Source organism: Vibrio sp. 2132-1 (assembly GCF_033344315.1).
In genome coordinates, this window is sequence record NZ_JAWPON010000010.1 from 116213 (window position 1) to 139250 (window position 23038).

General features: G+C 41.2%; 21 protein-coding genes. 12 read left to right on the forward strand and 9 right to left on the reverse strand.

Annotated elements, in window-relative coordinates; genetic code table 11:
• Positions 1 to 45: 45 nt before the first annotated feature.
• The 6 genes from vxrA to R8N47_RS13155 all read left to right on the forward strand — a co-directional run bounded on the left by vxrA (position 46) and on the right by R8N47_RS13155 (position 5673).
• Positions 46 to 1500, forward strand: a complete 1455-nt coding sequence (gene vxrA / locus R8N47_RS13130; protein WP_025767766.1) for a sensor histidine kinase VxrA — start codon at positions 46 to 48, stop codon at positions 1498 to 1500.
• Complete coding sequence (gene vxrB / locus R8N47_RS13135) at positions 1475 to 2137, forward strand: response regulator transcription factor VxrB (protein ID WP_005376251.1); 663 nt, start codon at positions 1475 to 1477, stop codon at positions 2135 to 2137. The genes vxrA and vxrB overlap by 26 nt, the downstream gene beginning before the upstream one ends.
• 6 nt (positions 2138 to 2143) lie before the next feature.
• Entirely contained in the window at positions 2144 to 3025 is an 882-nt protein-coding gene (locus R8N47_RS13140; protein ID WP_005388048.1) for a DUF2861 family protein, read from the forward strand.
• 60 nt (positions 3026 to 3085) lie between these two features.
• Positions 3086 to 4207, forward strand: coding sequence for a conjugal transfer protein TraF (locus tag R8N47_RS13145; protein ID WP_064354789.1), 1122 nt, complete (start codon positions 3086 to 3088; stop codon positions 4205 to 4207).
• Between the two features lie 41 nt (positions 4208 to 4248).
• Positions 4249 to 4410, forward strand: a complete 162-nt coding sequence (locus tag R8N47_RS13150) for a YoaH family protein (RefSeq protein WP_005376257.1) — start codon at positions 4249 to 4251, stop codon at positions 4408 to 4410.
• Between the two features lie 873 nt (positions 4411 to 5283).
• Positions 5284 to 5673 (forward strand): universal stress protein, encoded by a 390-nt coding sequence (locus R8N47_RS13155; protein ID WP_017634770.1) that lies wholly within the window; start codon positions 5284 to 5286, stop codon positions 5671 to 5673.
• A gap of 91 nt (positions 5674 to 5764) precedes the next feature.
• Here the strand turns inward: R8N47_RS13155 and R8N47_RS13160 are convergent, their stop codons facing one another.
• Both R8N47_RS13160 and R8N47_RS13165 read right to left on the reverse strand, forming a co-directional pair.
• Positions 5765 to 5977, reverse strand: a complete 213-nt coding sequence (locus tag R8N47_RS13160; RefSeq protein ID WP_005376260.1) for a hypothetical protein — start codon at positions 5975 to 5977, stop codon at positions 5765 to 5767.
• A 296-nt stretch (positions 5978 to 6273) separates the two neighbouring features.
• Positions 6274 to 7113, reverse strand: coding sequence for a LysR family transcriptional regulator (locus R8N47_RS13165; RefSeq protein WP_025998628.1), 840 nt, complete (start codon positions 7111 to 7113; stop codon positions 6274 to 6276).
• An 81-nt stretch (positions 7114 to 7194) separates the two neighbouring features.
• Here R8N47_RS13165 and R8N47_RS13170 point away from each other — a divergent pair, with 81 nt between their 5' ends.
• Positions 7195 to 7545, forward strand: coding sequence for a hypothetical protein (locus R8N47_RS13170; RefSeq protein WP_064354788.1), 351 nt, complete (start codon positions 7195 to 7197; stop codon positions 7543 to 7545).
• 687 nt (positions 7546 to 8232) lie between these two features.
• Here R8N47_RS13170 and yciH read toward each other — a convergent pair.
• From yciH to R8N47_RS13190, 4 genes are all read right to left on the reverse strand, one after another.
• Entirely contained in the window at positions 8233 to 8544 is a 312-nt protein-coding gene (yciH, locus tag R8N47_RS13175; protein ID WP_005376292.1) for a stress response translation initiation inhibitor YciH, read from the reverse strand.
• A 1-nt stretch (position 8545) separates the two neighbouring features.
• Positions 8546 to 8932, reverse strand: a complete 387-nt coding sequence (locus tag R8N47_RS13180; protein ID WP_005376294.1) for a DUF3319 domain-containing protein — start codon at positions 8930 to 8932, stop codon at positions 8546 to 8548.
• A gap of 128 nt (positions 8933 to 9060) precedes the next feature.
• Entirely contained in the window at positions 9061 to 10050 is a 990-nt protein-coding gene (locus tag R8N47_RS13185; protein WP_064354784.1) for a D-alanine--D-alanine ligase, read from the reverse strand.
• Positions 10051 to 10199: 149 nt separating this feature from the next.
• A complete protein-coding gene (locus R8N47_RS13190) occupies positions 10200 to 10769 on the reverse strand; it encodes an SPOR domain-containing protein (RefSeq protein WP_064354783.1) in 570 nt (189 codons plus the stop codon).
• Positions 10770 to 11005: 236 nt separating this feature from the next.
• On the opposite strand from R8N47_RS13190, the gene R8N47_RS13195 reads away from it, so the two are divergent.
• The gene (locus R8N47_RS13195; protein ID WP_064354782.1) at positions 11006 to 13639 is read left to right on the forward strand and encodes a bifunctional acetate--CoA ligase family protein/GNAT family N-acetyltransferase; all 2634 of its coding nucleotides are present in this window, start codon (positions 11006 to 11008) and stop codon (positions 13637 to 13639) included.
• A 77-nt stretch (positions 13640 to 13716) separates the two neighbouring features.
• On the opposite strand, the gene R8N47_RS13200 is transcribed toward R8N47_RS13195, so the two are convergent.
• Complete coding sequence (locus R8N47_RS13200; RefSeq protein WP_017634152.1) at positions 13717 to 14604, reverse strand: LysR family transcriptional regulator; 888 nt, start codon at positions 14602 to 14604, stop codon at positions 13717 to 13719.
• Positions 14605 to 14835: 231 nt separating this feature from the next.
• Between R8N47_RS13200 and R8N47_RS13205 the strand changes: the two genes are divergently transcribed.
• Positions 14836 to 16974 (forward strand): TonB-dependent hemoglobin/transferrin/lactoferrin family receptor, encoded by a 2139-nt coding sequence (locus R8N47_RS13205; RefSeq protein ID WP_064354781.1) that lies wholly within the window; start codon positions 14836 to 14838, stop codon positions 16972 to 16974.
• 335 nt (positions 16975 to 17309) lie between these two features.
• Here the strand turns inward: R8N47_RS13205 and galE are convergent, their stop codons facing one another.
• Together galE and R8N47_RS13215 are read right to left on the reverse strand one after the other, a co-directional pair.
• Complete coding sequence (galE, locus tag R8N47_RS13210; protein ID WP_005376309.1) at positions 17310 to 18326, reverse strand: UDP-glucose 4-epimerase GalE; 1017 nt, start codon at positions 18324 to 18326, stop codon at positions 17310 to 17312.
• 54 nt (positions 18327 to 18380) lie between these two features.
• Complete coding sequence (locus R8N47_RS13215) at positions 18381 to 20339, reverse strand: diguanylate cyclase domain-containing protein (protein ID WP_064354780.1); 1959 nt, start codon at positions 20337 to 20339, stop codon at positions 18381 to 18383.
• Between the two features lie 319 nt (positions 20340 to 20658).
• Between R8N47_RS13215 and R8N47_RS13220 the strand changes: the two genes are divergently transcribed.
• Genes R8N47_RS13220 through R8N47_RS13230 form a run of 3 tightly spaced genes read left to right on the forward strand, consistent with a single transcriptional unit; the run spans position 20659 to position 23029 of the window.
• Positions 20659 to 21414: a 5-oxoprolinase subunit PxpA gene (locus tag R8N47_RS13220; RefSeq protein ID WP_064354779.1), complete on the forward strand. Its 756-nt coding sequence runs from the start codon at positions 20659 to 20661 to the stop codon at positions 21412 to 21414.
• Complete coding sequence (locus R8N47_RS13225; protein ID WP_064354778.1) at positions 21414 to 22097, forward strand: 5-oxoprolinase subunit B family protein; 684 nt, start codon at positions 21414 to 21416, stop codon at positions 22095 to 22097. The genes R8N47_RS13220 and R8N47_RS13225 overlap by 1 nt, the downstream gene beginning before the upstream one ends.
• Complete coding sequence (locus tag R8N47_RS13230) at positions 22094 to 23029, forward strand: biotin-dependent carboxyltransferase family protein (RefSeq protein ID WP_064354777.1); 936 nt, start codon at positions 22094 to 22096, stop codon at positions 23027 to 23029. The genes R8N47_RS13225 and R8N47_RS13230 overlap by 4 nt, the downstream gene beginning before the upstream one ends.
• Positions 23030 to 23038: the final 9 nt, after the last annotated feature.

Here is a 23038-nt window from a genome sequence, read left to right on the forward strand (position 1 = left end):
GATTGATGTATAGTTTTGGCTAATGTAACAAGTGACGGTAACAGTTTGATTAAAAAGTTTTTGCTCGGTTTTGCAACTGTATTGCCGCTTTTTTCGGCACCTGCATTTTCCGATTCACTACCAGAAAGAATAGATACGTTTACAGAGCTATTTAACTATGAAGTAGCTCTTAAGTCGTACGATATTCGTATTCTGCAATCAAATTATCCTACCAAGTTACTTGCGCCAGATTCGCTTCTGCCGCAAACGTCTGACTATCCGTTAAAAGATATCCAACAGCTTTACAGCTTGGCGAATACTTGTCGTGGCAAATTACCATTAAGTCCTTTAATTACTGAGCCTTTAGTATTTACAAGGGCGATTTGTAAAGGGACGCAGCTGACACCTCGTTGGTTCTCGCGTAGTGGTCTCATTCACCCTGGTGGTGGGACGTATGCGGCACGTTATGTGGATAAGTATCCAGAACTCAAACCCAAACTATCTCAGTACATGCATATAAAAGAGCGTGATAACGAGGAAGGGGATGAGTTGCTAGAAAGCTTGAAAAACATGGATGACGACGCCATTAATGCTTTGATTGCAGGCGCGAGCATGTTTATTGAAGGTAACGAACTTTGGTTAAGACGTGGTGACCGTTACTTTGTTTTCGAGAAAGATATCTGGCAAGAGAACGTAGCGAATGCGGGTCTGTCATACGCTCTAGCGTCTCAAAGCAAAAGTTGCTTTGTTAAACGAGGTAATATTTGTTGGGATGTAGAAGATCACTCGCAAGTTTTGCGGATCAGTATGATCATACTGGTAATCGCCAATATTCTTTTGGTGATTGGTTGGGCGGTGTACCGTTGGAATAGTAAGCGAGAAGAACTACGTAGTAGAATGCTCGTGTTGCAAATTTTAACGCATGAGCTCAGAACACCGATTGCATCTCTGTCACTAACGGTTGAGGGCTTTCGTCGAGAGTTCGAGCATTTGCCTGAAAGTGTGTATGACGAATTCCGCAGATTGTGTGAAGATACGCGCCGCCTGCGTCAATTGGCAGAAGCGAGTAAAGATTATTTGCAATCTGATAACCAAATGCTTGCAACAGACTGGGTACCATCCGTTGCAGATTGGTTAGAATTTAAGATCGAAGAAGAATTTGATAGTGCCGTGCTTTTTAACATCAATGAAGATGTGGCTGCTAAAGTTAATGTGTACTGGTTAGGAACTTGTATCGATAACTTGCTTCGTAATGCGCTTAAGTACGGTGTCGCACCGGTTGAATTGGATGTCTCAACTAGTGAAGAAAAAATAGTATTCCAAGTCCGAGATGCAGGAGGCCTAACGGCTAAAGATTGGGCAAATTTGAAGAAACCGTTCGTAAGTAAGAGCGGGTTAGGACTTGGATTAACAATCGTTGAATCTATGGTAGGCCGCATGGGCGGAAAAATGTCCTTAATGGGACCACCTACAACTTTTATATTGGAGATACCTTGTGAAACAGACACTGCTTCTCGTTGAGGACGATAAAAACTTGGCTGACGGCCTGTTAGTAAGCCTGGAACAAGCAGGATATGAGTGTTTACATGTGGAGCGTATTGCAGACGTAGAGCCACAATGGAAAAAAGCTGACTTGGTAATTCTCGATCGCCAACTCCCAGATGGTGACTCTGTACAATGTCTCCCAGAATGGAAACAGATTAAAGACGTACCAGTTATCTTGTTAACGGCACTTGTTACCGTAAAAGATAAAGTTGCAGGCCTTGATTCCGGCGCGAACGACTACTTAACAAAGCCTTTTGCTGAGGCGGAGCTTTTTGCGAGAATCCGTGCACAGCTACGAGCACCGGATTCAGCAGAACAAAGCAACGCTGATAAAGTGATTACAAAAGACTTAGAGATTGACCGCTCGACTCGTGAAGTGACTTATAAAGACGAGCTAATTACGCTTACTCGAACAGAGTTTGATTTGCTGCTATTTTTGGCGTCAAACTTAGGTCGCGTGTTTACTCGTGATGAGCTGCTTGACCACGTTTGGGGTTACAATCACTTCCCGACAACACGTACGGTTGATACACATGTACTACAGCTTCGTCAAAAACTGCCAGGACTGGAAATTGAAACACTTCGTGGTGTTGGCTACAAGATGAAAGCATAAGTCGTAATGAAAATACTACTCCCTGTAGTTGTCTCATTAGCGTTAGTGAAACCAGTCCATGCGATGGACTGGTTTCAAACTAACACGCCTTTAACACAGGCACATCAACACTTACTTGAAGATGATCTTGCGGGTATGTTCAACTCTCTTGTTGAACTCTGGCAAACGGAACCAAGTAAAGATTTGACTCCTCACCTTAATGATCTTCTTGGTCAGTCACTATCTAAAAACTGTGGCAAGGCTCTCACTGGTGTAACGCTGCCTGATTGGATAAGTGGTGTGAACGTTATTCGTCAGACTATTCAAAGCCCTGGGCGAGATACATTTAGATTGGTGATCAAGCTAAGAGCTACAACTGACATCGAAAATATTTCATTTAATCGATGGGTGGATGATTCTATATCCGCGGACAGTTCATTCAGCTATGAACAACAGCCGAACGGGACAGAACTTGCCAACGAGCGTAGTTACTCGAAACGCTATAACTTAACAGGCAAGCTTGAAGCTGGTTTATATCACTTAACCGTTGTTTCTACTGATAAACAAGAGTATCGAACTTGGGTAATACTTGGAGATTCAAACTCTTCTCAATATGTTCGTTGGACATCTAAAGAGAATTGGAAAGTAGAAAAGAGCGCACTTCGTAATCCCCATTGTCCATTACCGCAACTTGAAGTTGGTTTGTATGACTACATTGATGGCCAGTACGAGCAAATGTGGAAAAAGACTTATGAGTCTAACTATCCAAATTCATTGGAGCTAGCGGGTGTCCCAAACGATAGATACGTATTGGCGGTAAGTATCAATAGTCGCCGTTGGCAGGGCGATATAATTGTTGAGCAGGCTCAAACTATTAGCCGAACCTATGATCTTTCCCAGGAAGAATAGTTAAAGAAATACTACTTGTGCCGATAAAGGTTCAGGACGAACTAAAATCACAAGTGTAGTATGAAAAACAAATATAAAATTCTTGCCACTTCTGTTGCTACTATTCTTTTCGCTAATGCTGCCTCTGCTGCTACTTATGCGATAGAGGCTCGTAGTGATGCAATGGGTGGCGTTGGTACCGTATCAGCAACTTATCTAACTGCGCCTTTTTTCAACCCCGCTCTTACTGCGATTTATCGTCGAAATGACGATGCAGGCATGATCGTGCCAAGTTTTGGTGGCAGCTACGATGATCAATATGATCTAGTTGATGAGATCGAACGCATCAGCAAATTAACAGACGTCGATGAAATCAAAAAATCGATGGATGCTATCGATGGGAAAAAGACAGACTTTGATCTTGGTGGTGTCGTTGCCATTGGTATCCCCAACAAATTCTTATCTGCAACTGCATACGGTAAGCTATACACTGAATCATTCGTACAACCAAATGTTGATACCTTAGGTACTAATCCATTAGATGATAGCTATGTACAAGGTGTTTCTATTGGCGTGGCTGAAGCTGGTATTTCACTTGCTAAATACACTAATTTCATGAACCAACACCTTTCTTTTGGTGTTACTCCTAAACTTCAGCGTATATACACGTACTCATACGCCACGAGTTTTCAGAATTTTGATACTAAAGACTTACGTGAAAATGAGACCGCGGAAACGATGTTTAACTTAGACGCAGGCGCACTTTGGTTCTTTGGCCCATATCGTCTCGGTATTTCAGCAAAAAATTTGATTGGAAGAGACGTTAAAACAAAATCATTCCAGTATGGCAGTGATACGATAAAATCATACGAATATAGCATGCGTCCTGTATACACTGTTGGGGCTGGGATTGTTGCCGATTACTTTACGATGAGTGTTGACTACGATCTCAACGAAGAAAAACGTTTTTCATCCTTTGATGATAATACGCAAATGATTCGAGCTGGTATTGAATTTGATATTTTGCGTCAAATGGCATTACGAGCAGGGTATATGAAGAACTTAGCTCGAAGTAATGACGAAGGAACCATGACTGCTGGTATCGGGTTGTCTCCACTTAAGTTGTTCGAATTGGATATCGCAGCTCAGTACACAAACGAGAACGCTATGGGGGCATCCATTAATTTCCTTGCTACCTATTAATTGAATCGTTATAGTCAGCTCCTCAAAATGAGGAGCTTTTTATGTTTGACGATTTACCCCCTCTATCTCACCAAGAGCAACAACAAGCTGTAGAGAGAATTCAAGAATTGATGGCGAAGGGCACAAGTACTGCAGAAGCTATCAAAATTGTTGCAGAACGGATTCGATCTGAGTACGCAGAAAAACAACAGCAACAAAACTAATCAATTCATGGACAGGGCATACGCCCTGTTTTTTTGCCTTTCTATTTTCTATTCCTTTACATTCCCAAACACCACCCTGGTTACGCTGTAACTACAATTTACTATACCTATATGATTTTAATCTTGTTCAATTACCTTTAAGACTAAATAGTGAGTTGGTAAAATTTTACCTCATTATGTTAACCTTGGTTTGCATAGTGCAGGTAATTAGGCATTTTTTAAAGAACTTATAAATTAAACTCTATTATATCAATTGTTTACCTCGGTCTTTTAATCTGCCAACCATATTGGTCGCGATTGATCTTGTAATTTAATTACAAAGCCCAAGAGAGCTTCGTTCTCAGACAGAAGATTATGCTAAAAAAAGAAAAAAGAGACACCGTAACTTATAACGATAATTAAACTAGAGTTATTAAATAAGCGATATAAGAACAGTAAGCACTCGCAGACATATGTAATAGATGAATCGAAATTCATCTTATTGAGCTGCTTTTTTAGCCGAAATACGTCTCCTGGATTTGAGCGGAGCGTTACATATTGAATATGCTTAATCTAAAGTAGTTTTACTAAACTAGGCGACGTTGAAGTGGATAATATGAATCCTCAAGAGTAGTAGAAATCAAGAGCAGTAACGCGCATTACAACGTAACGTTTCCTGGCATCCTTCCTGTTAAATAGTCCGATAATTAGAGAAGAAATTGGAAAAACATCGTTTATCTTTGGATGAGAGGAAGCAACAAGGTTGCAATGAAAACTATTTGCCTGTTTTAAACTAAACTCCTTTAACTATCATGTAGCAGTAGTTTTGATGTTGTGTTCGCTCTATGTGGACTAGACTTAATATGAGAACAAAAACTAACCTAGGGAGGAATGATGGGTTATAAGCACGTTTTGGTTGCTGTCGACTTATCTCAATCTAGCCAAGCCGTTATCGAAAAAGCAATAATGCAAGCAGATAACTCAAGCAGCAAACTCTCATTTGTTTACGTAGATGTTGATCGGATAGTCATGGAAGCGAAGGAAGAGCAAGAATTGGAAAGAAGGCTGCAAGAGCTCGCTGATAAATGCTTATACCCAGTAAACGAGACTATGGTAGTAATCGGCGATCTTCATATAAAACTATCGGGAATCGTCAAAAAAGAGGGGATAGATTTAGTTGTCTGTGGCCATCATCACAACTTATTGAGTCGCTTTTTTTCATCGATACCAAAGGTTGTGAACGAGGTTGAAGCTGATTTATTAATCGTCTATTTAGATGAGTGATCGACAACTCTTGTTCGCACTCATCATTTTTTTGTCACTAAAAAGCCGAACATAAACGTTCGGCTTGGTATATCGGTGAGAATAAAAGTTTTTAGCCAGGAATGATTGATGCCTCATGAGATAAAACAGATGCAGACTCCGCGTTTGACTGCAGATCAAAATGTACGTTAACTTGCACGCCTTCTCGCTCAAAAGTGACATCATCAAAATCGGTCATAGCGATTTTGAATCCATTTCTAGCAAAAAAGCCAGTCACCATAGTTCGCTGCTTAATTTCTAATGCAGACGCGAGTAGCTTATCCATGGCATTCTCCTTGGTTATTGTGGGGATATGGGTAGAAGATACACATAGATTGGTATGAAATCAATTTTATATAAAGTTGCTTTTGATGAAAATTTTAATGTAAGTCAATCTATCGTTTACCCCACGTGATTTATTCCACGCAAAACCTTGATAACAAGACGGCAGAGCACCTCACATTGTGATAGCAAGCATAAAGATGGGGGTGTTAATAAATACCGCCGAAACAATATGTTACAAAGATTAGCGTTAGGCCTAGTTGAGTAGACAACGCAAAATTCTAAATCTGAACAACCGCCCTAAAATGACTCACTCTTCAATACTTGTGATAACTCAGACCTAATAAAAGTAGATATCTCAGCTAGCTTTCTTGGCAAAGGGTTTTGATAAGGGTAGGCAATATACATGGAACGTTCTATATCAAAAGTTTGCGATATTCGGATGTTTTTGTCTATATAGTTACTTTTAATAAGATAGTTTGGAATGACACCAACCCCAACTCCCTCAGAAACAAAGTTTATTAAAATAGAGGTGTTATCAACTTCGATAACATCAGTATATTGATTTTTAATTGATTCCTTATTCGAATGATGTTTGTAGATTAATAGTGTTTTGTTGTTGGCATTACTTACCCTAGATATCAAAACATCACTATAATCACCAATTTTATGTGCAATAAGAGTGTCATCAATAACATTATTAAGCCTAATCGCTAAATCTACATTGCTTTCTAATAAATTTTCTACATTGTTACTTGACGATATTTCAAAATCAACTTTTGGATATCGTTCTTGTAAGTCTTTAAGAACAGAACCAAAAATAGAAGAGGCTATAGAGTTGGGCATTGTGATTTTAAACTTTCCATCAATGCATTCACTCAACGAGCTAGCTCTGTAATTTAACTCGTGCAAACTCTCTAACGTCTTGATAGCAAGCTCTCTAATGCTTTCGCCATGATCAGTTAAAACGAGTTTCCTTGTTGTCCTGTGGACGAGTGTTACACCAAGTTGTTTTTCTAATGCTGCTAGCTGCCTGCTGACTTGAGCTTTCGACTTTCCAAGTTCTTTTGATGCCTCTGTAAGAGAGAGGTGTTTACAAATGGCTGCAAAGCAGATCAACTCATTGTTCATCAATTCCATGATTGTTACCTTTTTGCAACTCTGAGTCACGTTGTCTTTTAACTGGTGGGAAAGTATAACTTGCTTCATCGGAGGGGGACAATGATATTTAAAAGCCGCCATGAAATAAAGGCAGACTACTATCTTAATAAAATCATATTGAATATTAAGTTAAACCGATATCCTGAAGAAATTAACTCAATCGGATTAAATATAGAAAATAAAGATTTAAAAATAAAGAATTTGTCTCGTGAAATTACTAAGTTGGATTCGGGTGATTTAATTGTTGATTGTGCATCATTGATAATGACTCATTACATATCGAAAAAAGTAATAATAAAAGTTGAAATTGATTTTTTAAATTATAAAGTTAAACGTGTAAGGATATTAAAATATGAAGACTGCAATACAAAATTCGAAAAGATCTGTTTATCAGAAAGATACATTGTATAGAATAATAAATAATATTAGTACTTTGTATACCAAATCACTAGTAAAATTATTTGGTGAAGAGTTGAGAATCCATCATTGCAAACATAAGATTAATGTAAGAACCACTAACGAGTTGAGTGAACATATGAAGAAAGATCTAGGTATAGATTGAAAAGTAGAGAGTTTACATCTGTTAGATTCCTTGTTCCTATAAAGATAATCTAGTACTTACACGTTAGGGTTAAGCAAACGCGTATCCATGTTGACTCATATTGAATGAGCAAGATGCAAAACCAACGTGCATGGTGTCGGACGTAACCAAAGATACAGTTCAAGTGGTCGCTGTGGTGGAATCGAAGTTCATGGCCCATACAAGACAGCTGATGAAGCCTGCAAGGTCGCAAAAGCCAAATACGGGGTAAGCAAGCTGACATCGCCACTGCTAATCTTTTAACCCTGGAGTGCGTATTATATGTGTTATGTTAAATTGTATGTCGTCGTACGCTAAATGCTGTCTGAGTATGCTCCTATTCCCCTGCAGATTTTAAATTTAAGGGCCTTACTGTGAGCATTAAACATAATCGTTATTTACCATAAAATAGCTAATATCGATCTATCAATCTACGATTGCTTGCCCTTCAATTAGCAACTTATAAAAAATGGCGTCTATTTCTTTAGACGCCATTTTTGTTTACTGGAAATATTAAATTAGCCACCGGCTAATTTGACTGTCATGCCTTTCTTTTCAAGATGTGCCTTGATCTTGTCTCTAGCATCACCTTGAATCTCGATATTGCCATCTTTTACAGAGCCACCACAGCCACAGACTTTTTTGAGTTCTGCCGCTAATAACTTTAAAGGTGCATCATCCAAGTCTAAACCTGTAACAATGCATACGCCTTTACCTTTACGGCCTTTCGTTTGGCGCTGAATCCGAACAACACCATCGCCTTTAGGGCGAGATACTTTTTCTTCTTCCGGTTTAATTCGACCGGTCTCTGTTGAATATACCAGAGTCATTCTATTGTTTCTTTTGTTGTTGAGCTTGCATCGCTTTTTGCTTTGCAACCAAATAAGCTTCGATATGGCGTTGAATAGCGGCTTTACTGCCCTTAATCAGTTTACCATTAAACATACAGTACCAAGAGTTAGGTTGGCCTGTATCGTTTTGAATAGTATAGCCGTTAAAGACCTCTGATTTTGCAACACCAGTTTGCTGCACTCTTTGCCCGAGTGAAGCAAACTCTTTGGGATCAATAATCGATGCGGTGTCACACCACCAATCAATGCTTTTCTTTACCGCCGTCAAACTGCCCTGTAAAACGTGGTTCTTGATTTTAACCTTCCAAACACTGCCATCTGATCCGACTGACTGCAGGTTAAAACCTCTATAATTTGAAATCGCCATACCACTGAGTCATCTGTTTAATGCGTTGATATAATCATAATTGCTACTGAGCAATATTCAAATACGGCTTGAATAATCCTTGCTCTAGAAAACAACTTGTATCATAAAACGCGTCTCGATAACGTTAATCACTTTGCACTGTTTATACAATCTTCCAAGAACTCATGAAATTTGTGCCCGTTGTTTTGAAGCATTTTAGGGAACATTGAGATCGGAGTCATTCCTGGAAATGTGTTTACTTCGTTTAAGTAAATCTCATCATCTTCCGTTAGGAAAAAGTCGATACGAGATAAATGACGAAGATTCATTTGTTTAAATACCGTCTCTGACGCGTGTTGGATGGAATCTAATTGTACTTGAGTTAGATTCTTCGCCTCAACTTCTGTGAGCGAGTGACTTGAACTGCTGTACTTTTCATCGTACGAGTAAAAAGCACCATCAGGCGCGATGACCTCGCCTGGCTTAGTGATATGTAGTTGGCCATTCATCTCATATGCAGCAACTTCAAGTTCTCGAGGTTTTACTGCTTTCTCAACCAACACTTGGTCAGAAAACCCAAAAGCATCATTTACTGCATTAGAAAGCTTGTCTTTTCCTGTGACACTGTAACAGCCAACGGAAGAGCCTTGGCGAGCGGCTTTAACAAAAACTTTTCCCCACTTTTCAAAGGCTTTATGAGCTTGAACGTGAGCTTCTTCATCGTTTCGCGTTAAGAATAAGTATGGCGTATTGGGTATGCCGATAGCGTCGTACCAAAGCTTAGATGTGATTTTATTGAAACTATTGCTACTCGCTTCTGGCCCGCAGCCAAGATAAGGAATACCTGCGATTTCAAACAGAGATTGAATGTCGCCTGTTTCGCCAGGAAAACCATGTATACAAGGCACGATGAAATCAATGGTTTGATTAGATTCACTTGAGCACAACTGCTTGGTATTGAGATCCAGGTAAACCAACTCACCTTGGTTGGTCATCCAACCTTCGTTTTTTATTTCTACGCGTGTAACGTGAACGTCTTCAATAAGATTTAGTTGTTGTTCGACAAAGTTTGCAGACAATAATGAAATCTCGTGCTCAGAAGAGCCACCGCCGCATAGTAAAAGAATATTTTTAATCATGAATCCATCTTTCCGTGACCTACAAAAGATACTATTTATTATGATAAACCTTTGAAGTGTGACGTACAGTAATTTTAATGTGAGGAATGTTGTTCGAATAGGATTTGAGCAAATAAATAAGGGAGCTATTCGCTCCCTTATTTTATGTGTTAATTTAATTTGTTAAGCGTTGGGTAAGCTGAGTTTTTGATCGCATCAATGCTTTTAACAAATGGCCTTAACTGCTGAAATTGAGCTGGCAAAGTCGAAATCGCTTGCTTGGCTTCTGCGCTTGTTGCGTAGTCTCCGTATAAAACTGAGAACCACTTAGTACCGTTTACAACTTTGTAGTTTTCCCAAATTGGCTGACCGTTCTGTGGCAGCTTATTTGCAAACTGATCGACTTTAGCTTGGCTACCCACAGCTGCGACTTGAATGGTATAGCCGAATCGTTGAATGCCAGCTTGCTTTTTACTTGGTGGTACGATCTTAACTGGCTTCGCCTGCTCTTTTGGCGTTAGCTTGACTACTTTCTTTTCTTCAGGCTTTGCCGTCATTTTCACAACAGTTGGTTGTATGTCTTTTTCTACTACAGCGTTTTCAGACGCCATAATTGGTTTAGAGATACGATCTGATTTGTAGTCCTCTCGGTAACTTTCTGAGGTCACATCCGTGATGTAAGTTTCAGATGCACAAGCAGAAAGCAGAACTGACAAGCCGATGATTGCGATTTTTTTCATGAAGTAACAAATGCTCTGGATAAATATTACGATAAATCATGCCGATAGCAGGGCCGTTTATCAAGCATCAAATACAATAATCTGTGATTTTGATGTGATGAATAACACAAACTCCATAAGCATCGTACACATTTTCTGCAATGTCTGGTCTGAAGATGTTTTATCAGTAAATTATTCGTTTATGATTGATATGAAACCGAGAAGCCAACGTGACTTACAAACGGCTAGGAGTCAGCATGAATAAACTAAATAAACTCTTTAAACCCAACTCTGTGGCCGTTATTGGGGCATCTCAAAAAGCATTGCGAGCAGGACATGTTGTGATGCGCAACCTTCTACAAAGTGGATTTGGTGGCGCGATTATGCCAGTAACGCCGCGATATAAAGCCGTATCTGGCGTGATCGCTTACCCTGATGTAGCTTCCCTGCCCTATACGCCAGATATTGCAATTTTGTGTACGAACGTTTCACGTAACGAGCAATTGCTTAAAGAGCTAGATGAGAGAGGCACACCGTTTGCGATTGTTATCTCTGATGACCCTAAGCCTTTAGATATCTCATCATTGAACATTCGAGTTTTAGGCCCAAACAGCTTAGGTATCATTCTTCCTTGGCACAATTTTAACTGCACGTTTTCCCCTGTCGCAGCTAAACCCGGAAAAATTGCTTTCATCTCACAATCCGCGGCGGTTTGTACCACGGTTTTAGACTGGGCAAATGATAAGAACATTGGTTTTTCTTCGTTCATTTCAATTGGGCGTGGACAGGATATCGATTTTGCAGATTTGCTCGACTATTTGAGTATGGATGGAAACACAGAAGCTATTCTGCTTTATGTTGATAATATCCAAGACGCTCGCCGATTTATGTCTGCTGCGCGAGCCGCTTCACGTAACCGACGTATATTGGTGCTAAAAGCGGGCCGCTCTAAAGAGATGAATACTTTTAAGCAGCAAGACGGAGATACACTTGACGTAATTTACGATTCTGCTATTCGCAGAACTGGTATGTTACGAGTCAGCAATACGCATGAGCTTTTTGCCGCGGTTGAAACACTCACGCATTCTGTGCCACTTCGTGGAGAGCGTTTAGCGATCATCACCAATGGCGGCGGCCCTGCTGTTATGTCCGTTGATACTTTGATTGAACGTGGTGGCCAACTCGCAACGCTTGATGACGCTTCCATTGAGCAATTACAAGCAGTACTTCCATCCAACTGGCGTGCTCGAAATCCAATTGATCTGTCTGGTGACGCAACCCAAAAACGCTATATTGATACCATTAACGCACTGATGAATAACGACTGTGCAGATGCGATATTGATTATGCATAGTCCTTCTGCTGTTTCTGATCCTCTTGAAACTGCTCAAGCCGTTATTAATGCAATCAAATCTCACCCTCGGCATAAGCATTTTAATATCTTGACCAACTGGTCAGGAGAACAAACGTCGAGAGAAGCGCGACTGGCATTTACTCAAGCAGGTATTCCAACCTATAGAACACCTGAAAGTGCAGTTGTAGCATACATGCACTTGGTCGAATACAGACGAAACCAGAAACAACTAATGGAAACGCCAACGACGGCAGAGCCATTACATTCTGGAAGTGTGAGTTCAGCAAAAGAGTGGGCAAATGAACGACTACTGGATAAAAATACAGTCACCTTAGATACGCATCAAACCAGCCCATTATTTAAGCTGTTCGGGTTTAACGTTTTGCCTACGTGGATTGCATCTGACGACATTGAAGCTGTTCATATGGCAGAAAATATTGGATATCCTGTTGCGGTAAAATTGCGTTCTCCAGACATTCCTCATAAATCGGATGTTCACGGTGTTGCTCTAAATTTAAGAAACAGTCGAGAAGTTTCCAACGCAGCGCTATCCATTTTAGATACCGTAAAGCTCAGTTACCCTTCCGCCAATGTACATGGGCTGTTGGTACAAGGGATGGCAAAGCTCGGCAGCGCTGAAGAGCTACGGATTAGTATTGCAGTAGATAAAGTCTTTGGACCAGTGATCTTGCTTGGTCAAGGCGGCTCTGAGTGGAATATCGCCCAAGATGCCGTCGCTGCACTTCCTCCTTTGAACATGACGCTTGCGCGCTACCTTGTCGTTGTTGCCCTAAAGTCTGGAAAGATTCGCCTGCAGAAACACAAAGATGCGCTCGATATTACTGAGTTGTCGAAGTTCTTGGTTCGTATCTCCCAAATGGCAGTTGAGTTACCAGAAATACAAAAACTGGATATCCATCCAGTGCTAGTGTCCGGAAGCGATTTAACTATCCTTGATGCAGATGTCACACTGTGTAAATACGAAGGAGACGCCCAAAAACGGCTAGCGATTCGCCCTTTCCCGGCAGAGTTTGTCGAAACTGTAACGCTTCGAGATGGCCAACCTATCCTGCTTCGCCCTATCTTGCCTGAGGATGAGCCGCTGCATGCTCAATTCATTAATAGCGTATCGAAAGAAGATCTCTATAAACGTTTCTTTTCTGAAGTTGGAGAGTTCAACCATGAGGCTTTGGCAAACTTTACTCAAATCGACTACGACCGCGAAATGGCGTTTGTTGCGGTAGCGTTTAATACTGACGGACCGTCTATCATAGGGGTAGCCCGCGCATTGATTACACCAGACAATAGTGACGCTGAGTTTGCTATTTTGGTTCGTTCAGATTTGAAAGGAAAAGGTTTAGGCAAAGTGCTGATGCAGAAAATAATCAGCTATTGCAAAATTAAAGGCACAAAGCAAATGTCTGGAATGACCATGCCAACAAACAGAGGAATGTTGATGTTGGCTCAGAACTTGGGGTTTGAGATCGATGTCCAGTTTGCAGACGGTACGGCAGATATGGTGCTCCCTTTAAATTGAAAAGCGCAGCATTAGCGATGACTTTTACTTCTTACATTCGATAATCAATGGGAATCTAAGAAGTAAAAGTTACGTTGTTACTTTAGTTTCCAATTCTTTTTTAAGTACTGAATACACCAGGATTTTGCTTCACCCATAGTGTTCCGGCGCCATGCCAAAATAATATCCATCGGCTGTTCTTCAGTGCCTTCGATTCGTTTCAATACACCACTATCAATAAGAGGTTGTGCAATTTGGCTTGGTAATGTACCAATGCCTAAACCTGCAGTTAGCGCTTCTACTTTTGCCGTAAAGTTGGTGACGGTCAAGCGAGGTTGTTTTTGAATGATATTAATTGAGAGCGCGGGTTGCTCACGTGCGGTATCTGCAATAGCAATAATCCGATACTTTTCTCGCGCTGCTTCATCAAACTTACCACTACGCTTGTGAACATAGTGATCAGCGGAAGCTACCCAATACATACTCATTTTACCAATTTTTTCTGACTTAACTTCTTGAGGAAGCGTATCCAGTGATGGGCAAATCAGTAAATCAGCTCTCCCCGTATTCAAAGACTCCCAGCTACCAGCCAGAATCTCCTCTTGCAGCCTGACTCGAGTTGAGCTGACCTCGGCCAACGCATCAACCATCGGGAAAAAATTGGATATAGGAATAATGCCATCAAAGGCAATGGTAATATCCAGTTCCCAACCATTCGCCAATAACGTTGCATCGTTCACTAACTTTTCACTGGCTTGTAAAATGGCTCTTCCTCTTTCAAGAATAAGCTTACCTGCTTCAGTAAAATGGGCTTTGTGACCAGAGCGATCGAAGATAATAATGTCTAAATCTTGCTCGAGTTTCTGGATTTGATAGCTCAGCGATGACGGGGCTCTGTCTAACTCATTCGCAGCAGCAGCAAAACTCCCTCTTCGATCAATAGCATCTAGAATATGGAGTGCTTCTAACGTAATTGGACTCTGCACATGGCCTCTCTTAATGTGACATTTATCACATTCGTTGTATTTGGATGAACTTATCAAGAACTAACGACAAATTATATAACATATTGATAACTAAAGACTAGGAATGCTAATAGCCTAAGAAGAAGATTCAATACAAATCAATAAATGACAATGGTAATGATAGTAATTACCATTTAGATCCATTAATATCCGCGTGTTGTTACCTATTATGGATCTAAGGTATTGAAGCCAATGTATAAAAAATCAATTTTGTCAGCCTCCATTTTAGTTGCCCTTTCCCATACTGCTTATGCGGAAGAAGCTTCTAAGTTTGAAGAAGTCGTTGTGTCGGCCACCCGTACCAACCAAACCATAAACACTGTTGCTGCTTCTGTTGCTGTTGTATCAGAGAAAGACATCGAAGAAAACATGGTAAAGGACTTGAATGATCTATTCGAGTATACGCCAGGTGTTACTGTTAATGGCACTCAACGCCAAGGCGTCCAAAGTATTAACATTCGCGGGATGGAAGGTAAACGAGTTAAAATCTTAGTAGACGGTGCATCTCAACCAGGTGTATTCAGCGGTGGACCATATTCGTTTATCAATTCTAGTGCCGTTACTGTCGACCCCGATATGCTAAAGAGTGTCGAAATTGTTAAAGGAGCAGCTTCTAGCCTACATGGTAGTGATGCAATTGGCGGTGTTGTCGCATTCGAAACAAAAGATCCGAAGGATTTCCTCAAAGATGGCAAAGACTTTGGTGGTCAAGCTAAACTCTCTTATTCATCGGAAGATAACTCTTTTAGTGAGCATGTAGCTTTAGCAAAGCGTTTCGGTAGTACAGAAGCACTTGTAGCCTTTACACGCCGTGATGGTGCAGAGCTACAAAATTTCTCTAAGGCGCCTTACGATAACTATTCTGTGGACAACCAAGATTATTACAAAAACGATCTATTGGTAAAACTTCAATCTCAATTGAATGACGCTCATCGCTTGGAGTTTTTGGGAGAAGTTATTTACAACGAGACTGACTCAGAGATCGCACATAAAAGTTACAAAAACTTCAACGCTGAAGACACAACCAAGCAAAATCGCATTGGGCTCAAGCACATTTGGTTTGCAGATGCAGCTATCTCGGATACGATCACGTCCAAGCTTACATGGATTGGTAAAGAAGAAAACGGCGTCTCTAATCGCTTTATCGAAGCTAGCCCTGGTTACCCACCTTACGTACCGCCTAGTGGTGACAACCAACAGAAAAAAGATTACGAATATACTGAAGACAAATTTGAATTCGAAACTCAGTTAGATAAAGAGATTCAAAATCACTATATTGTTTACGGAATATCGTACAAACATAGTGACATCAGTAATACCAATCGCGAGTTTAATTCCGATCCTGGCACGCCAGATACTGTTTACGTTTACACACCGGATGCAAAAGAAGAAAGCTTTGGTTTATTCTTGCAAGATGAAATTTCGCTTCTTAATGACAAGCTAATTCTGACTCCAGGTGTGCGTTACGATTACTTCTCTACTAATCCTTCAAATACTTCTGAAGAGTCATTCGAGAAGTTTAGCGACTCTGCATTAACTGGTCGTTTAGGAGCAACTTACTCTGTATCGAAACCTGGCACGATCTTCGCGCAAGTGAGCCAAGGGTTCCGAGCGCCATCGTTCGACGAGCTTTACTACACCTACGATAATCCGGCTCATGGCTATACCAATCGCCCTAACCCAAATTTGGGATCTGAAAAGAGTTTGTCTTATGAGCTTGGTTACCGTCATAACACTGCAGCGTCTGCAACTGAAGTAGCGTTCTACTACAGTGATTACAGTGACTTTATTGAGCAAACGTCATCAAACAATGGTGGTTTAACTGAATTCACAAATATCAATATTAGTGAAGCAAACATTAAAGGGGTTGAGCTCTCTAACCGTCTTGATTGGCATGCCATTGCTGGTCTTCCATCAGGCGTGACAACTCGCTTTGTTGCAGCATACACAGAAGGTGAAGATGGTGATGGTAATCCTTTGAACAGTGTAAACCCATGGAATGCCGTAGCTGCTGTAAATTACGATTCACCAAATGCACTTTGGGGGACAAGCCTAAAAGTAAACTACACGGCTAAGAAATCGAACAGTGATATCAACTCTGATGGTGATAAAGGCGGAATCAAAGACCAAGTTGCTTTGCCGTCTGCGACAGTCGTTGACTTAACGGCGTACTACAAACCAATGAAAGATATAACCATTCGTGCTGGTGTTATGAATCTAACGAATGAAGAATACCATCTTTGGAACGATGTTCGCGGTAAGACTGAGTTAAGTCGAGACAAAACGCAAGCTGAGCGTAATTATAACATTAGTGTTAAATACGAGTTCTAAACCTTAAAAACACAAAAGCCAGCGTAATGCTGGCTTTTTTTATGGCTTTCATTTCAAAAATGTAAAGAAAAGTATGAAAAATGAAAGTTTACTGTTTTGCCATCTCTTTTTTCACCATTACTGCTGCTGCAATGATGAAAGTGATGATCAGACCGAGTTCCATGAACTACCCCAATAGCTATGAGAAAATTTATAACCCAAATTAAGAGTCGGGCATAGTTTAACAGCTCTATATATACTTGCTACCTTTTAACCAGTAATTTACGATTTTTTCCGATTTGGATCAAAAAAGACGCAATTATGCGCCTTTTTGTTACTATTATGTAAATTAAAGATTAGGCATCTGGATAACCTTGAGGGTTAGTAGACTGCCAGCGCCATGTATCGCCAGTCATTTCTTCTAGAGTGCGAGTTGCTTTCCAACCTAACTCATTCATCGCTTTTGATGGATCCGCCCAACACTCTGCAATATCACCTGGACGACGCTCAACAAGTTGGTATGGGACATCTTTACCACTTGCGGCTTCAAATGCTTTCACCATGTCCAGTACACTGTAGCCGTTACCAGTACCGAGGTTATAGATATGAAGGCCAGCTTTGCTACCTACTTTTTCTAATGCAGCAACGTGACCATCGGATAAGTCCATTACATGAATATAATCACGTACGCCTGTGCCATCTTTGGTCGGATAATCACTACCAAACACAGAAAGGAACTCTCTGCGCCCTACCGCAACTTGAGAAACAAACGGCATTAAGTTGTTTGGAATACCTTGAGGATCTTCACCTAGCTCGCCTGTTGGATGTGAACCTACCGGGTTAAAGTAACGAAGAAGTGTAATGCTCCAGTCAGGGTTCGCATTTTGGAAGTCGGTTAAACACTCTTCTACCATTAATTTGCTGCGCCCATATGGGTTAGTTGCGCTAGTTGGAAAGTCCTCTGTGATGGGTACAGATGCAGGATCACCATATACAGTCGCTGATGAACTAAATACCAACGATTTAACTCCGGCTTCACGCATTGCATCAACCAATACTAAAGTGCCATTAACGTTGTTGTCGTAATACTCTAAAGGTTTTGCTACAGACTCACCGACGGCCTTTAAACCTGCAAAATGGATAACAGCTTCAATATTGTGCGACTTTAGTGCTTCTACCATCGCCAATTTATCTCTGATATCGGCTTTAATGAAGGTTGGCTTTACACCACATACCTTTTCAATTCGATCTAATACCGTAGATTTACTGTTGTACAGGTTGTCTAGAATCACTGGCGTCATGCCAGCTTCGATCATTTGAATACACGTATGACTACCGATATAGCCCATACCACCCGTAACGAGTACTTTCATTTTATTATTCCTTCTGACGCGAATTGGGTTAGTTTAAAGCTTTGACGTTACGATTTAAACTGTCTCTTGTAATTCGCATCCCATTAATATTGCTTGGCCTTTTCCGGCTTTCTTTGCTTGATACATTGCCGTATCCGCACTTTTTAAAACTCGAGTAGCATCGCGCTCATTTACGCCGACTAATTTTACGCCGATACTAACGCCAACTTTGAGTAAGTGACCTTTGTACTCAATTGGAGCACATATGCTCTCGAGCAACTGTTCTGCTATTCGGGTGACCACTTTTTGATTGGCGGGATTTACCAACATGACAAATTCATCACCAGAAAGTCTTGCGATTAAATCACTATGTCTCGTCGCAGATGTTAGACGCTCGGAAACTTTTTTCAAAACTTCATCACCTGCATCATGACCGTAGGTATCGTTAACTTCTTTAAATCCATCCAGATCGAGGTACAAAACTGCAAATTCGTCACGCAAGTATCCAGAGCGTTGTACTAGTTGTTCCAACTCTAAATGGAACTTAGATCGATTGGCTAACCCCGTTAAAGCATCGTGATGAGCTAAATGCTCTAATCGTTCCATCTCTTTTGCGCCGGAAAGGTCGGTAAGAACAATAACCAGATCATAGAAACCATAGTCTTCACACTTAACGATACGATTGACTCGAGCAAACATCGGTACAAACTGACCAATATGGTTCTTCTCGATAACTTCACCTTGCCAAACGCCATAATTTTCTATCGACTCGATGATACTAGGCATCATTTCCTGTAACTTGCGCCACTTTAGCGTTTGGATGAATGACTTCCCAATAAGCTGATCCACCTCTAAGCCGACTAACTTAGTGACGGCAGGGTTTGCCATCGTAATGACACCGCGATGATTAAGAACAATGAGACCATCTTGGCTGCTTTCAAAAACACGTCCCGCAACACGTTGCCGGTTTATGGCTTCTTCAATTTCGGTGATATCTTGAATCGAAAACAGTAAGTATTCATGTGTCGAGAGGCGACGACTGGTTAGGCTCAACTGCTGTTCGTTATCTGCATTTTTGAGGTGAATATCATCGCACTCTAGGCCTCGACTCAGGATCTGACTCAGCTCATTCGGTATTTTGGTTTTAATTAGATCACGAATATTGGCGTATTTAAGTTCATCTAATTTTTTTTGAAATATTTGCTGGGTCGCCGTATTACAATGAATAACACGTCCGGAATTGTCTGTAATAACTAATGCATGCTGAACAGATTCGATAACCTCTTCTGAAAATGCGCGCTTTTGTTCTAGTGTGTCTAGCGAATGTTGCCGCTGCTTCTCACGTACTGTTAACCTATTCATCATTTGATTGAAAGATCTCGCGAGCTCTCCAATTTCATCGTTGGCGTAATAGCGTGCTTGATTTTCCGTGCTTCGTCCGTGTGTCACATTCTCTATTACGCGGCTAAGCTCCATAACGGGCTTGAGAACAAGCCTCTCTATACTTATGTAAAAAACAGTGCCACCAGCGATCAGAAACAGAAGAAGTAAAGCGCTATCTTGAAGTAAAGATTGCATGGCTTCTACGATTGGACGATGAGAAAGCGTGACTCTAATGCTACCAATGACATAGCCATCATGGATAATCGGCTCTAGAACATAAAGAAATTTGGTTGATAAGGCATAGCCTAGAGCGTGCAACCTACTTCTTTCGGTTTGACTGGGAACGGGTGCTAGTGCCCCACTTATCTCCATAACAGCGAATGGTTGGTCATCTTGGTCATAAAGTTTGACCCGCGTTACATTTGGCTGGTTTAAAAAGTTGGCGAGAATAGTTTGAGCTTTTTGCTTGTCCTTTGTCGTCAGCGCATCTTTAATTGAGAAAGAAACGTTGTTAATCAACTTTCTTGTCTGCTCGACCAGTTCATGCTTAGACGATTGGTATACAGTATACGAGGTGTAACCTTTTGAGATAACAAAGATAGCCGTTAAAAAGACCAGAAGAGGCCAAATAAGCTTCGCTCGTAATGACATATATATTCCTGTCGCAGACAACCACAAAAATGACAGAAGAACCATTATGCAATCTATCACCCATGAAGGGCGACAAGATTAACACGATGCTAATGCAAAATAACCTTAAATTCTCAAAAATTGGATGGAAAAGAAACGAAATACCTTAAAATTCGGATCAACTCAAATAACGGCAACATCTTTATGGACTAACGTGATCTTTTTCGTCAGCTATCTGCTCAAAAAGCTTCGTTTTCATGATAGAAGAATGAAGTGAGTCACTGAACCTAGATGCATTTTCCTGCATCGTAAACCCATTGCTTGTGTAGAAATAAAACGTATGACATTGAATAAACAGCAACTTACATTGAACTGTGATATGGGCGAGAGCTTTGGCTCTTGGAGTATGGGCGCAGATGAAGACGTGATGCCCCATGTTGATATGGCGAACATCGCGTGTGGTTTTCATGCCTCCGACCCTAATGTCATGCACGACACCATCACCCTAGCGAATGACAACGATGTTGATATTGGCGCACACCCAGGTTACGCCGACCTACAAGGCTTTGGCAGACGAAGCATAAGCATGACGGGTGATGAAATTACGAACATGGTTATATATCAGGTTGGTGCTTTACAAGCATTATGCCGGGCGCAATACACAGACATCAGTTACATAAAGCCTCATGGTGCTCTATACAACGACATGATGAAAAGTGATGCGATATTTAGAGCGGTAGTAAAGGCGGCAGCACTGTTCAAAGTACCGTTAATGATCCTAGCTTCACAGGAAAACGAAAAATACTTAGAAATCGCAGACGATTATGATGTTCCCTTGCTATTTGAAGCATTTGCAGATCGTTTATACCAAGATGACGGCTTACTGACTCCTAGAACACAGCCCAATGCCGTGTTAAAAAGCGAGCACGCGATACTTGAGCAAGTCCGGACCTTAGCTGACTCTGGGCGTGTCAAAACCGCTTCAGGCGGTTACATATTATTGGAAGCCGATACAATTTGTGTTCATGGTGACAATGAAGAGTCGATCGCGCTGCTCCAAAAGATCCGCCAAAGCCTATACGCTGGAGGAAATTAATGCATAAAGAGAAATTTAATATCTCTTTGATCTCCGAGTGCAGTATTTTCATTAAGTTTGATGAGAGTATTTCTGAAAATGCAGTCGGAGAGCTTGCTCGCAGCATAAGAGAAACTTTCGCTTCAATTGTTATGAACGTTGTCCCCTCCTATCAAACTATTCTCATTGATTACTTACCTTTTCGAATCAACGAAAAGAACTTAGTCAATGAGCTGCAACAAATCGTGAGCCAGTTTGATACTCAATCACTTAAGCTTTCCCAGCCGAATCACATTACTATCCCTGTATATTACTCTGAAGAAACCGCGTTAGATCTATCTCGTTTTAAAAAGCGAGGTCTGTCATTAGACGATCTTATTACCCTGCATACGAAAACCGAGTACGCGGTTTCTGCAATTGGCTTTGCTCCAGGCTTTGCATTTCTCTCTGACGTTGATACTCAATTGCACATGGCAAGGCTTGCCACACCAAGAACTCACGTGCCGGCCGGAAGTGTCGGAATCGCAGACTCTAAAACGGCCGTCTATCCATCAGATAGTCCTGGCGGATGGAACATTATTGGTAAAAGCCCGCTTGCGCTCTTCTCCGACTCTCCTCCTTTTATACCGTTTGAAGTGGGTGACAAGGTCACCTTTAATGCTATTTCAAAACAAGAGTTTATCGATTTAGGAGGCGTACTATGAGTTACGGTGGATTACTGGTGGAAAAGCCAGGACCGCTCTCTTTAGTTCAAGACTTTGGTCGTTTTGGCTTGGCGCATGTCGGTGTGACTCAAGGTGGCCCGGTCGACGACTATGCTTACAGTTGGGCCAACCATTTGCTTGGTAACGTAGTCAATTGCGTTGCGATTGAAATTACTTTGGGTAACGCTTGTTTTATTGCCTTGCATAACTGCCACCTTGCTATATGTGGCGGTGATTTAAATGCAAAAATAGATGGTGAACCTATTTCAAATTGGTCTGACTTTACGTTGAAAAAAGGACAGAAGCTTCAGTTCGGAGTCGCAAGGAATGGACTTCGCTCCTACCTAGCGGTTAAAGGTGGATTCAATGTTGCTCAGCACTTAGGAAGCGCATCGACCGTCTTGCGAGAATCTCTAGGTGGTTATGATTCAAATGGTGGCGCTTTGAAAGCTGGCGATATTCTTCCCTTTGTCCCTCATAACTTACCGAAACGTAAACCAAGGCAAATGACGTTTCGCTTTAAGCCAGATTACAACTTACCCATTAAGCTGAGAGTGATTGAAGGCTATCAGAACGAGGACTTTGATGAAGACGCTCGCCAAGTATTTTACAACAAAGCATTCATCATCTCCCCCAATTCGAATCGCATGGGCTACCGTCTTGAGGGCAATAACATTCGTCCACCTTACGAAGGCGTCCTATCAGAGGGAATTGCATTAGGTTCAATTCAAGTACCTAGCGATGGTAACCCTATTGTGCTGCTCAACGATCACCAGACTATTGGCGGGTATCCTAAATTTGGCTGCGTAGCCCGTATTGACTTACCTAGACTGGCACAGGCGAAGCCCGGACAAAAAGTCAATTTTGTGAAAGGAGATAGGCTAGGCTTGCAAGAAGTATGGTGCCAATGGGCTCAGTTTTTTGGGTACTAATACAACCAC

Bases quoted from the DNA above. Each gene is read 5' to 3' on its own strand.
- R8N47_RS13195 (WP_064354782.1), top strand. From the start codon at position 11,006: ATGAATAAACTAAATAAACTCTTTAAACCCAACTCTGTGGCCGTTATT.
- R8N47_RS13180 (WP_005376294.1), bottom strand. From the start codon at position 8,932: ATGGCGATTTCAAATTATAGAGGTTTTAACCTGCAGTCAGTCGGATCA.
- R8N47_RS13205 (WP_064354781.1), top strand. From the start codon at position 14,836: ATGTATAAAAAATCAATTTTGTCAGCCTCCATTTTAGTTGCCCTTTCC.
- R8N47_RS13225 (WP_064354778.1), top strand. From the start codon at position 21,414: ATGCATAAAGAGAAATTTAATATCTCTTTGATCTCCGAGTGCAGTATT.
- R8N47_RS13155 (WP_017634770.1), top strand. From the start codon at position 5,284: ATGGGTTATAAGCACGTTTTGGTTGCTGTCGACTTATCTCAATCTAGC.
- yciH (WP_005376292.1), bottom strand. From the start codon at position 8,544: ATGACTCTGGTATATTCAACAGAGACCGGTCGAATTAAACCGGAAGAA.
- R8N47_RS13140 (WP_005388048.1), top strand. From the start codon at position 2,144: ATGAAAATACTACTCCCTGTAGTTGTCTCATTAGCGTTAGTGAAACCA.
- R8N47_RS13165 (WP_025998628.1), bottom strand. From the start codon at position 7,113: ATGGAATTGATGAACAATGAGTTGATCTGCTTTGCAGCCATTTGTAAA.
- R8N47_RS13230 (WP_064354777.1), top strand. From the start codon at position 22,094: ATGAGTTACGGTGGATTACTGGTGGAAAAGCCAGGACCGCTCTCTTTA.
- R8N47_RS13185 (WP_064354784.1), bottom strand. From the start codon at position 10,050: ATGATTAAAAATATTCTTTTACTATGCGGCGGTGGCTCTTCTGAGCAC.
- R8N47_RS13190 (WP_064354783.1), bottom strand. From the start codon at position 10,769: ATGAAAAAAATCGCAATCATCGGCTTGTCAGTTCTGCTTTCTGCTTGT.
- R8N47_RS13145 (WP_064354789.1), top strand. From the start codon at position 3,086: ATGAAAAACAAATATAAAATTCTTGCCACTTCTGTTGCTACTATTCTT.
- R8N47_RS13215 (WP_064354780.1), bottom strand. From the start codon at position 20,339: ATGTCATTACGAGCGAAGCTTATTTGGCCTCTTCTGGTCTTTTTAACG.
- R8N47_RS13170 (WP_064354788.1), top strand. From the start codon at position 7,195: ATGATATTTAAAAGCCGCCATGAAATAAAGGCAGACTACTATCTTAAT.
- galE (WP_005376309.1), bottom strand. From the start codon at position 18,326: ATGAAAGTACTCGTTACGGGTGGTATGGGCTATATCGGTAGTCATACG.
- R8N47_RS13150 (WP_005376257.1), top strand. From the start codon at position 4,249: ATGTTTGACGATTTACCCCCTCTATCTCACCAAGAGCAACAACAAGCT.
- R8N47_RS13160 (WP_005376260.1), bottom strand. From the start codon at position 5,977: ATGGATAAGCTACTCGCGTCTGCATTAGAAATTAAGCAGCGAACTATG.
- R8N47_RS13220 (WP_064354779.1), top strand. From the start codon at position 20,659: ATGACATTGAATAAACAGCAACTTACATTGAACTGTGATATGGGCGAG.